The organism is Pseudomonas sp. PVC-5-1 (assembly GCF_057444345.1).
In genome coordinates this window covers 4,419,216-4,431,018 of record NZ_CM172024.1, presented here as the reverse complement: position 1 = coordinate 4,431,018, position 11,803 = coordinate 4,419,216, and the positions used below count along the sequence as shown (strand labels likewise).

At 56.3% G+C, this 11,803-nt stretch carries 5 protein-coding genes, 2 tRNA genes, 3 rRNA genes and 1 pseudogene; 9 read left to right on the top strand and 2 right to left on the bottom strand.

Going from position 1 to position 11,803, the window contains the following annotated elements; translation table 11 throughout:
• Positions 1-7: 7 nt before the first annotated feature.
• Positions 8-1,081: a diguanylate cyclase gene (locus tag AC2T3R_RS20285; protein ID WP_367245164.1), complete on the bottom strand. Its 1,074-nt coding sequence runs from the start codon at positions 1,079-1,081 to the stop codon at positions 8-10.
• A 130-nt stretch (positions 1,082-1,211) separates the two neighbouring features.
• Here AC2T3R_RS20285 and AC2T3R_RS20280 point away from each other — a divergent pair, with 130 nt between their 5' ends.
• Positions 1,212-2,303, top strand: coding sequence for an MBL fold metallo-hydrolase (locus tag AC2T3R_RS20280; protein ID WP_085721084.1), 1,092 nt, complete (start codon positions 1,212-1,214; stop codon positions 2,301-2,303).
• A gap of 3 nt (positions 2,304-2,306) precedes the next feature.
• Here AC2T3R_RS20280 and AC2T3R_RS20275 read toward each other — a convergent pair whose 3' ends face one another.
• Positions 2,307-3,203, bottom strand: coding sequence for a formate/nitrite transporter family protein (locus tag AC2T3R_RS20275; protein WP_085721085.1), 897 nt, complete (start codon positions 3,201-3,203; stop codon positions 2,307-2,309).
• Between the two features lie 459 nt (positions 3,204-3,662).
• On the opposite strand from AC2T3R_RS20275, the gene AC2T3R_RS20270 reads away from it, so the two are divergent.
• The 8 genes and pseudogenes from AC2T3R_RS20270 to AC2T3R_RS20235 all read left to right on the top strand — a co-directional run.
• Positions 3,663-5,199: ribosomal RNA gene (locus AC2T3R_RS20270) — 16S ribosomal RNA — on the top strand.
• Positions 5,200-5,284: 85 nt separating this feature from the next.
• Positions 5,285-5,361 (top strand) — tRNA-Ile (locus AC2T3R_RS20265).
• Between the two features lie 24 nt (positions 5,362-5,385).
• Positions 5,386-5,461, top strand: a tRNA-Ala gene (locus tag AC2T3R_RS20260).
• Between the two features lie 243 nt (positions 5,462-5,704).
• Positions 5,705-8,596 (top strand): 23S ribosomal RNA (locus tag AC2T3R_RS20255).
• Positions 8,597-8,727: 131 nt separating this feature from the next.
• Positions 8,728-8,843: ribosomal RNA gene (gene rrf / locus AC2T3R_RS20250) — 5S ribosomal RNA — on the top strand.
• Together the 16S, 23S and 5S rRNA genes with 2 tRNA genes alongside form the textbook arrangement of a ribosomal RNA operon.
• A 363-nt stretch (positions 8,844-9,206) precedes the next feature.
• Complete coding sequence (locus AC2T3R_RS20245; RefSeq protein WP_039613940.1) at positions 9,207-10,850, top strand: acetolactate synthase large subunit; 1,644 nt, start codon at positions 9,207-9,209, stop codon at positions 10,848-10,850.
• Between the two features lie 217 nt (positions 10,851-11,067).
• Positions 11,068-11,355: an FAD-dependent oxidoreductase gene (locus tag AC2T3R_RS20240; protein ID WP_486745296.1), complete on the top strand. Its 288-nt coding sequence runs from the start codon at positions 11,068-11,070 to the stop codon at positions 11,353-11,355.
• Positions 11,342-11,674, top strand: a pseudogene (locus AC2T3R_RS20235) (FAD-dependent oxidoreductase); the annotation flags it as partial. The gene AC2T3R_RS20240 and the pseudogene AC2T3R_RS20235, both read left to right, overlap by 14 nt.
• Between the last annotated feature and the right edge of the window lie 129 nt (positions 11,675-11,803).

Here is an 11,803-nt window from a genome sequence, read left to right as displayed (position 1 = left end):
AGGAGGTTCAATCAGGATAGGCCAGCCTGAGCGTTGCAGCGTCGCTGCGGGCAAAATTGACCTGGTCGCGCCCGGCATGCTTGGCGGTATACAGCGCCTTGTCCGCCTGTTCGAGCCAGTGCTCGGGTGACTCCAGGTCGGCATCGAATGCCGAAAGGCCGATGCTCAGGCTGATGCGCAGGTGCGGCAATTGCGGGTTGCGGTAGCTGGCGACCCGCTCGCGCAGGCGCTCCATGGCCAGGCACGCTTCGGCTTCGCTGGTATCCGGCAAGATTACGCAGAATTCGTCACCGCCGTAGCGCCCGGCCTGGTCGCCTTCGCGTAGGTTGTGCCGCAGCTCGGCACCGAGTTGGCGCAGCACACAGTCGCCGACAACGTGACCGAACGTGTCGTTGATGGTCTTGAAGTGGTCGATGTCGATCAGGGCAATCACCGCGTGCCCCTTTTGCTGCTGGCAGGCCTGGAACTTCAGCAGCAGCAGGTCTTTCCAGGCACCGTGGTTGAGCAGGCCGGTCAGGCTGTCGGTGAGGCTCAGGGTACTCAGTCGGCGCTTGTGGTCGGCCAGCTTGATCGCCAGCTGGTAGCAGACCCAGCCTAGCGCCAGTGGGTAGAGCGTCAGCATCGGCAGGCAGGCATAGACCTGCAGGGGTGTGGCATTCAGTTGCAGGCCGGGGCCCAGCAACAATGTGGCGACGAGCATGCCGGCCAACTGGGCCAGCATCCCGCGAACGACCATGCGTTTGCCGCCGGCGGCGACGTTGTTCATGGTCATCATCGAAAGCACGGTCACACTGGGCAATGGATTGAAATGCATGGCGGCGGTCCAGAACCCACCCATCAGGGAGTCCAGAACCAGGTTGCGCTGTTCTGCCTGGTAGGGCGTGGCCGAACGGGCTGCCCACAGGTAGGCCACATGTGGCCACAAGAGGCCATTGAACAGTACCAGCAGCCATGCCCAGGTGGGCGGTGACAGCGGCGCGATGGCGGCCATGACACTGAACAGGCCGATTCCCAGGCCGATGACCCGCGGCAGGTAGATGCGTTTGGCGAATGAAAGTCCTTTGCCGCTGCGTTTATCCATCTTGATCATCGTTCTTCTGCTGAAGCACCGTTTATCGCATAACTCGCATGAATATTGTTGAACAGTGTTTCATCGACGAAAAATGACCTTACAAGCCAATTCATGGTTGATCCGATCACTGTGGGGTAGCATGAAGGCTTTCCTGTTGCTCGGAGTGTTGCTGATGGTCCCTTTGGCCAACCCCGCCGGCGAGCCGGCGCCACAGCGGGAAGGGCGTTTTCACAACCAGGCGTCGTTGCCACAGGATGGCGTATTGAAGAAGCTGCGCATCGGGCTCAAGTACCTGTTCCTGCGCAAACCGCCGGAAACCCGGCCGGCCACACCGGTCAGCCTCCAGCCCATGACCCGCCAGCAGGTGCTCGATGCGCCCGACCGCAGCCTGTGGCGCCTGGGCCATTCCACGGTATTGCTCAAGCTGCGTGGGCGCTTCTTTATTACTGACCCGGTATTCGCCGAGCGTGCCTCGCCAGTGCAGTGGGCCGGCCCGCTGCGTTTCCATGCGCCACCCTTGGCACTGGACCAATTGCCGCCATTGGCTGCGGTGGTACTGTCCCACGATCACTTCGATCATCTGGACGAACAGGCGATTCGCCAACTTGCACCGCGAACAAGTGTGTTCCTGGCCCCGCTGGGCGTAGGCAACTTGCTGATTACCTGGGGCGTGGCACCGGCGAAGGTGCGGCAGCTGGACTGGTGGCAGGAAAGCGAGGTCGAGGGCGTACGCTTTGTCGCCACCCCGGCTCAGCACTTTTCCGGGCGTGGGCTGCTGGACAGCAACCGGACCTTGTGGGCGTCGTGGGTGATCGTCGACGAGGATGTGCGGGTATTCTTCAGTGGCGATACCGGCTACTTCGATGGGTTCAAGCAGATTGGCGAGCGCTTCGGGCCGTTCGACCTGACCTTGATCGAGACCGGGGCCTACAACGTCGCCTGGCCCGATGTGCACATGCAGCCGGAGCAGAGTCTGCAGGCCCATCTGGATTTACGCGGGCGTTGGCTGTTACCGATTCACAACGGCACTTTCGACCTGTCCATCCATGGTTGGCAGGAACCGTTCGAACGCATCCTGGCGCTGGCCAACCAGGCACAGGTGCGCCTGAGCACTCCGCAGATGGGCGAGCGGGTCAGCCTTGACTCTCCGCACGCCGGGCAGAACTGGTGGCAGCCACGGCCTGTGCGTCAGCGCGGCCAGGCGAACGAGCGCGTTGTAGCGGCACGCTGAGGTTCATTTGTTGCCGTTGTTGCGGCGCGGGGAGGGTGGCTGGTCCTCTTTCAGTAGCCGTGAGGGCGGTTTGCCGCTGTCGCTGCGCACCTGTGCATGGCTGATCAATCCGAAGATGAAACTGCCGCCGATGATGTTGCCCGCCAGTGTCGGCAGGGCGAACTCCAGCCAGAAACTGCTCCAGGTTTCATCGCCGGCCCAGACCAGATAGGACACCTCGACCGAGCCGACCACTATATGGGTGAAGTCGCCCAGGGCCATCAGATAGGTGATCATCAGGATGATCCAGATCTTGGCATGTTCCATCGACGGGATCATCCAGACCATGGTGGCGATCATCCACCCCGATACGATGCCTTTGGCGAACATCTGGCTGACATCGTTTTTCATGACCTTGCGGCCAACCTCCAGGAAGGCCACGTCGGTCTTGCTGTCGAAGATCGGCAGCTCCAGCATTACCCAGGCCACCAGCAAGGTGCCGGCGAGGTTGCCAAGCAGTACCACGCTCCAAAGGCGCAGCAGGCGCCCGAAGTTGGCCAGGGTGGGGGCAGTCATTACCGGCAACACGGCGGTCAGGGTGTTTTCGGTGAACAACTGCTGACGCGCCAGTATCACTGCAAGGAAGCCTGCGCTATAGCCGATGCTGGCGATAACCTGGGCACTGTCCCCCTCCGGCAGGCGTGCGTAGAACAGCCCCATGGCCATGAGCGACAACCCCATGGACAAGCCTGCGGCCAGTGCCGACCACCACAGTGCGGCGAGTGTTCGTTCCAGTTCCTGGTCGCCCTGGTAACGAATGATCTCGTGCAGCACTGCCGCGCGGGGCGGTTGGTTAAGGCTGACTTCCTGCTCCTCGTCCGCCGACAGGCCCGGGGTTTTCTCGCTTTGCGCATCGCTCATGGCCGCTACGCTCCTTTGGGTGGTGTTTCTCTACAGATTCGCGGCGCTTTCATTAGTTGCCGACGAAGGTAAAACGCTGGCAGAAAGTTTTTTCAGATCAAGGTGTTGACTCTGATCTCAAAGCGCGTATTATTCGCCTCCTCGCAGCGTTGAACGCTTCGAGGCAAGCGATAAGTTGTTGAAGTTGAAGGGTTTCGAAAGAAATCGGTTGTAAAAAACTTCAAAATAAACGCTTGACAGCAAATGAGGAAAGCGTAGAATGCGCGCCTCGGTTGAGACGAAACGCTCTTAACCAAACGCTCTTTAACAAATCGAATCAAGCAATTCGTGTGGGTGCTTGTGAGTACGGACTGATAGTCACAAAGATTATCAGCATCACAAGTGGCCATGCGAGAAATCACATAGTCATTTGAGATTGCTGAGCCAAGTTTAGGGTTTCTTAAAAACCCAAGCAGTATTGAACTGAAGAGTTTGATCATGGCTCAGATTGAACGCTGGCGGCAGGCCTAACACATGCAAGTCGAGCGGATGACGGGAGCTTGCTCCTTGATTCAGCGGCGGACGGGTGAGTAATGCCTAGGAATCTGCCTGGTAGTGGGGGACAACGTTTCGAAAGGAACGCTAATACCGCATACGTCCTACGGGAGAAAGCAGGGGACCTTCGGGCCTTGCGCTATCAGATGAGCCTAGGTCGGATTAGCTAGTTGGTGAGGTAATGGCTCACCAAGGCGACGATCCGTAACTGGTCTGAGAGGATGATCAGTCACACTGGAACTGAGACACGGTCCAGACTCCTACGGGAGGCAGCAGTGGGGAATATTGGACAATGGGCGAAAGCCTGATCCAGCCATGCCGCGTGTGTGAAGAAGGTCTTCGGATTGTAAAGCACTTTAAGTTGGGAGGAAGGGCAGTAAGTTAATACCTTGCTGTTTTGACGTTACCGACAGAATAAGCACCGGCTAACTCTGTGCCAGCAGCCGCGGTAATACAGAGGGTGCAAGCGTTAATCGGAATTACTGGGCGTAAAGCGCGCGTAGGTGGTTCGTTAAGTTGGATGTGAAAGCCCCGGGCTCAACCTGGGAACTGCATCCAAAACTGGCGAGCTAGAGTACGGTAGAGGGTGGTGGAATTTCCTGTGTAGCGGTGAAATGCGTAGATATAGGAAGGAACACCAGTGGCGAAGGCGACCACCTGGACTGATACTGACACTGAGGTGCGAAAGCGTGGGGAGCAAACAGGATTAGATACCCTGGTAGTCCACGCCGTAAACGATGTCAACTAGCCGTTGGAATCCTTGAGATTTTAGTGGCGCAGCTAACGCATTAAGTTGACCGCCTGGGGAGTACGGCCGCAAGGTTAAAACTCAAATGAATTGACGGGGGCCCGCACAAGCGGTGGAGCATGTGGTTTAATTCGAAGCAACGCGAAGAACCTTACCAGGCCTTGACATGCAGAGAACTTTCCAGAGATGGATTGGTGCCTTCGGGAACTCTGACACAGGTGCTGCATGGCTGTCGTCAGCTCGTGTCGTGAGATGTTGGGTTAAGTCCCGTAACGAGCGCAACCCTTGTCCTTAGTTACCAGCACGTTATGGTGGGCACTCTAAGGAGACTGCCGGTGACAAACCGGAGGAAGGTGGGGATGACGTCAAGTCATCATGGCCCTTACGGCCTGGGCTACACACGTGCTACAATGGTCGGTACAGAGGGTTGCCAAGCCGCGAGGTGGAGCTAATCTCACAAAACCGATCGTAGTCCGGATCGCAGTCTGCAACTCGACTGCGTGAAGTCGGAATCGCTAGTAATCGCGAATCAGAATGTCGCGGTGAATACGTTCCCGGGCCTTGTACACACCGCCCGTCACACCATGGGAGTGGGTTGCACCAGAAGTAGCTAGTCTAACCTTCGGGAGGACGGTTACCACGGTGTGATTCATGACTGGGGTGAAGTCGTAACAAGGTAGCCGTAGGGGAACCTGCGGCTGGATCACCTCCTTAATCGACGACATCAGCCTGCTGATGAGCTCCCACACGAATTGCTTGATTCATTGTAAAAGACGATGCTGTAACGCGACCCTGTTATAGGTCTGTAGCTCAGTTGGTTAGAGCGCACCCCTGATAAGGGTGAGGTCGGCAGTTCAAATCTGCCCAGACCTACCATTACATGGTTCAGCCGTAGAATACGGGGCCATAGCTCAGCTGGGAGAGCGCCTGCCTTGCACGCAGGAGGTCAGCGGTTCGATCCCGCTTGGCTCCACCACTTTCGCCGTACGCAGTAGCTTGTCAGAACTTAGAAATGAACATTCAGCTCGAATGTTGATTTCTGACTTTTGTCAGATCGTTCTTTAAAAATTCGGATATGTGATAGATATAGACTGATGGCCAGTTTCACTGCTGGTTAATCAGGCTAAGGTAAAATTTGTGAGTTCTGCTCGAAAGAGCAACATGCGAATTTTCGGCGAATGTCGTCTTCACAGTATAACCAGATTGCTTGGGGTTATATGGTCAAGTGAAGAAGCGCATACGGTGGATGCCTTGGCAGTCAGAGGCGATGAAAGACGTGGTAGCCTGCGATAAGCTTTGGGGAGTCGGCAAACAGACTGTGATCCAGAGATCTCTGAATGGGGGAACCCACTCAGCACAAGCTGAGTATCTTGTACTGAATACATAGGTGCAAGAGGCGAACCAGGGGAACTGAAACATCTAAGTACCCTGAGGAAAAGAAATCAACCGAGATTCCCTTAGTAGTGGCGAGCGAACGGGGACCAGCCCTTAAGTTGATTTGAGATTAGTGGAACGCTCTGGAAAGTGCGGCCATAGTGGGTGATAGCCCCGTACACGAAAATCTCTTGTCAATGAAATCGAGTAGGACGGAGCACGAGAAACTTTGTCTGAATATGGGGGGACCATCCTCCAAGGCTAAATACTACTGACTGACCGATAGTGAACCAGTACCGTGAGGGAAAGGCGAAAAGAACCCCGGAGAGGGGAGTGAAATAGAACCTGAAACCGTATGCGTACAAGCAGTGGGAGCCTACTTTGTTAGGTGACTGCGTACCTTTTGTATAATGGGTCAGCGACTTATATTCAGTGGCGAGCTTAACCGAATAGGGGAGGCGTAGCGAAAGCGAGTCTTAATAGGGCGTTTAGTCGCTGGGTATAGACCCGAAACCGGGCGATCTATCCATGGGCAGGTTGAAGGTTAGGTAACACTGACTGGAGGACCGAACCGACTACCGTTGAAAAGTTAGCGGATGACCTGTGGATCGGAGTGAAAGGCTAATCAAGCTCGGAGATAGCTGGTTCTCCTCGAAAGCTATTTAGGTAGCGCCTCATGTATCACTCCAGGGGGTAGAGCACTGTTTCGGCTAGGGGGTCATCCCGACTTACCAAACCGATGCAAACTCCGAATACCTGGAAGTGCCGAGCATGGGAGACACACGGCGGGTGCTAACGTCCGTCGTGAAAAGGGAAACAACCCAGACCGTCAGCTAAGGTCCCAAAGTCATGGTTAAGTGGGAAACGATGTGGGAAGGCTTAGACAGCTAGGAGGTTGGCTTAGAAGCAGCCACCCTTTAAAGAAAGCGTAATAGCTCACTAGTCGAGTCGGCCTGCGCGGAAGATGTAACGGGGCTCAAACCATGCACCGAAGCTACGGGTGTCATCTTTGATGACGCGGTAGAGGAGCGTTCTGTAAGCCTGTGAAGGTGAGTTGAGAAGCTTGCTGGAGGTATCAGAAGTGCGAATGCTGACATGAGTAACGACAATGCGAGTGAAAAACTCGCACGCCGAAAGACCAAGGTTTCCTGCGCAACGTTAATCGACGCAGGGTTAGTCGGTCCCTAAGGCGAGGCTGAAAAGCGTAGTCGATGGAAAACAGGTTAATATTCCTGTACTTCCAGTTATTGCGATGGAGGGACGGAGAAGGTTAGGCCAGCCTGGCGTTGGTTGTCCAGGTTTAAGGTGGTAGGCTGGAATCTTAGGCAAATCCGGGATTTCAAGGCCGAGAGCTGATGACGAGTTGCCTTTAGGCGACGAAGTGGTTGATACCATGCTTCCAAGAAAAGCTCCTAAGCTTCAGATAACTGGGAACCGTACCCCAAACCGACACAGGTGGTTAGGTAGAGAATACCAAGGCGCTTGAGAGAACTCGGGTGAAGGAACTAGGCAAAATGGCACCGTAACTTCGGGAGAAGGTGCGCCGGCGAGGGTGAAGGACTTGCTCCGTAAGCCCATGCCGGTCGAAGATACCAGGCCGCTGCGACTGTTTATTAAAAACACAGCACTCTGCAAACACGAAAGTGGACGTATAGGGTGTGACGCCTGCCCGGTGCCGGAAGGTTAATTGATGGGGTTAGCGCAAGCGAAGCTCTTGATCGAAGCCCCGGTAAACGGCGGCCGTAACTATAACGGTCCTAAGGTAGCGAAATTCCTTGTCGGGTAAGTTCCGACCTGCACGAATGGCGTAACGATGGCGGCGCTGTCTCCACCCGAGACTCAGTGAAATTGAAATCGCTGTGAAGATGCAGTGTATCCGCGGCTAGACGGAAAGACCCCGTGAACCTTTACTATAGCTTTGCACTGGACTTTGAATTTGCTTGTGTAGGATAGGTGGGAGGCTTTGAAGTGGGGACGCCAGTTCTCATGGAGCCATCCTTGAAATACCACCCTGGCAACTTTGAGGTTCTAACTCAGGTCCGTTATCCGGATCGAGGACAGTGTATGGTGGGTAGTTTGACTGGGGCGGTCTCCTCCCAAAGAGTAACGGAGGAGTACGAAGGTGCGCTCAGACCGGTCGGAAATCGGTCGTAGAGTATAAAGGCAAAAGCGCGCTTGACTGCGAGACAAACACGTCGAGCAGGTACGAAAGTAGGTCTTAGTGATCCGGTGGTTCTGTATGGAAGGGCCATCGCTCAACGGATAAAAGGTACTCCGGGGATAACAGGCTGATACCGCCCAAGAGTTCATATCGACGGCGGTGTTTGGCACCTCGATGTCGGCTCATCACATCCTGGGGCTGAAGCCGGTCCCAAGGGTATGGCTGTTCGCCATTTAAAGTGGTACGCGAGCTGGGTTTAGAACGTCGTGAGACAGTTCGGTCCCTATCTGCCGTGGACGTTTGAGATTTGAGAGGGGCTGCTCCTAGTACGAGAGGACCGGAGTGGACGAACCTCTGGTGTTCCGGTTGTCACGCCAGTGGCATTGCCGGGTAGCTATGTTCGGAAGAGATAACCGCTGAAAGCATCTAAGCGGGAAACTTGCCTCAAGATGAGATCTCACTGGGATCTTGAATCCCCTGAAGGGCCGTCGAAGACTACGACGTTGATAGGTTGGGTGTGTAAGCGCTGTGAGGCGTTGAGCTAACCAATACTAATTGCCCGTGAGGCTTGACCATATAACACCCAAGCAATTTGCTAGCGCAGATTGCGGTGGTGAAGACGAAACAACCGAAAGTTCGCAACATCACAAATATCGCATATCCGAATTCGCTGGGCTGTCCATCTGGACATTCTGGCAACAGAATTTCTTGACGACCATAGAGCATTGGAACCACCTGATCCCATCCCGAACTCAGCAGTGAAACGATGCATCGCCGATGGTAGTGTGGGGTTTCCCCATGTGAGAGTAGGTCATCGTCAAGATTCATTTCGCAAAACCCCTATCTGCGCATGCAGGTAGGGGTTTTGTCTTTCTGGCGCAAAAATTCCCGGGCATACGCAGTCCCTGTGGGAGCGGGTTCACCCGCGAACACCGGCATAGCCGGTGCCATCCACCACGTCGCCCGCTTCGCGGCGGTTCGACGCCTCGACACGCCTGCTCCCACCCCGACCGCAAAATACCCAGGCTGCGAAAATATTCCCGTCACATTCACGTGACTTTCCCGCGTCCACCCTACGTCAAGACTTTGGTTCGGGGCACTCCTGGCCCCGGGCTGAGCGATGCCAGCGTACCGTGCTGCGCATTTCCGGACTTCCACCGTCCCATCACCTGAGGTAGCAAGCAAGATGGCCAAGGCCGCCGATGTCGTTGTGCAATGCCTGGAAAACGAAGGTGTCGAGTATGTATTCGGTATTCCCGGTGAAGAAAACCTCGATCTGCTGGAATCCCTGCGCAAGTCGAAGATCAAGCTGGTACTGACTCGCCACGAGCAGTCCGCAGGCTTCATGGCTGCCACCTATGGTCGCCTGACCGGCAAGACCGGCGTCAGCCTGTCGACCCTCGGCCCTGGCGCCACCAACCTGGTCACCGCCAGCGCCTACGCCTACCTGGGCGGCATGCCGATGATGATGATCACCGGCCAGAAGCCGATCAAGAAGTCCAAGCAGGGCCGCTTCCAGATCATCGACGTGTGCGGCATGATGGACCCCATCACCAAGTACACCCACCAGTTCGCCTCCGCCGACAACATACCGGCCCGTATGCGCGAAGCCTTCCGCCTGGCCGAAGAAGAGAAGCCGGGTGCCGTGCACCTGGAGCTGCCGGAAGACATCGCCGCCGAGCAGACCGAAAGCCTGCCGATCCCGCCTAGCCTGAGCCGCCGCCCGCTGGCCGAGCACAAGGCCATCGAAGCCGCCGTGGAAAAACTGCAGAAAGCTCGCAACCCGATCCTGGTGATCGGCGCCGGTGCCAACCGCAAGATGACCGCCAAGGTCCTCAAGCAACTGATCGACAAGACCGGTATCCCGTTCATCACCACCCAGATGGGCAAAGGTGTGGTCGACGAGCGCCACCCGCGCTTCCTGGGCAACGCCGCACTGTCGTCGGGTGACTTCGTGCACCGCGCCGTCGAAGCCGCCGACCTGATCGTCAACATCGGCCACGACGTGATCGAGAAGCCGCCGTTCTTCATGGTCCGTGGCGGCACAGAGGTCATCCACATCAACTTCCGCTCCGCCGAAGTCGATGCAGTGTACTTCCCGCAGGTTGAAGTGATCGGCGACATCGCCAACGCCGTATGGCAGATCAGCGAAGCGCTGACCGACACCACACACTGGGACTTCACCCGCCTGATGGCCATCCGTGAAGCCAACGAGGCACAGATCGCCGAAGGTGCCGACGACAACCGCTTCCCGGTCTACCCGCAGCGCATGGTCGCCGACATCCGTCGCGTGCTGCCGTCCGAAGGCATCGTTGCCCTGGACAATGGCATCTACAAGATCTGGTTCGCCCGCAATTACAAGGCGCACAAGCCGAACACCGTACTGCTGGACAACGCCCTGGCGACCATGGGCGCGGGCCTGCCATCGGCCATGGCCGCGCACCTGGTGCACCCGGACCGCCCGGTTATTTCGGTTTGCGGCGATGGCGGCTTCATGATGAACAGCCAGGAGCTGGAAACTGCGGTACGCCTGGGCATGCATATCACCGTGGTGATCCTGCGTGACGACGGCTACGGCATGATCCGCTGGAAGCAGGCCAACATGGGCTTCACCGATTTCGGCCTGGACTACGGCAACCCGGACTTCGTCAAGTACGCCGAAGCCTACGGTGCCAACGGCCACCGCGTGGAAAGCGCCGAAGGCCTGCTGCCGCTGCTGGAGCACTGTATCAAGACCCCGGGCGTGCACGTGATCGACTGCCCGGTCGATTACAGCGAGAACGACCGCATCCTCAACAGCGAGCTGCGTGAGCGCGCGCTGGCGGTTTAAGGTGTAACGGCTTTATTGACATCAACCCGGCCACCACAGATATCTCCCGATCCTGTGGTGGCCAGTTGGTGCTAATTAACAACCTCCTCACGCATCTCTTGATTGATCATTCTCATGTTCCCAACTCATTGAGAACACGAGACCATGACCATCGGCTCAACACACAACCATCCTGCTGATCTGGCTATCGAGCCATCCCTGTCCGTAAAGCCGTGGGCTGCGCGTTACCCTAACCCCTCCTGATCTTTGCTTTGATTATCGCCGTCTACTCGAACAAGAGGGCGGAGTTGCATACGCCACTCAGCCGGATCACCGGATATGTATTGTCGGTGCTGGTGTTACCGGGCTAACTGCAGCCCGAGAATTGCTACGTTGCGGCTTTACCCGTATCACCTTGATCGAGCAGTCCCGACGTGTGGGTGGGCGTCACCTTACGCTGGTGAATAACGCAGGAAATCACAAGCAACCTGTAACCCCTTTTGAAATGGGGGAGCAACGTGGCTGAACCCATATCGCCTTATATCGATACCCGAAACATTCGCATACAGCGTTGGATGACTGATCGAAACGCGCTTGGCTGCGCAAAGTTGTATCGGGCTGGGACCTATTACGATGCAGTGAGCCTGATGAAGTACAACCGTGATCTGAGTGCCAGTTCAGGGTTGTATCTGGCTGGAGAGTCCTTCTCTGTTGACGCCGGCTGGACCGAGCCGTGTTTACGCACGGCGCTTGATGTGGTCATCAACCTATGCAACAGAACATCGGCATCGTTCAATGGTGGCTTTACCCTGAACCACTACCCACATTATCAAGCTGGGAAATAGCTGCATCCGGGAGTTTTTGTGGGGAATTTCCTACTGGAACACTTCTCTTGTCCTTCGATCCCATAGGAACTCCCCGACTGTCACTCCCCCGCCCAACCCCGCTTTACTGGCGCCCTTCCAAAACAACCA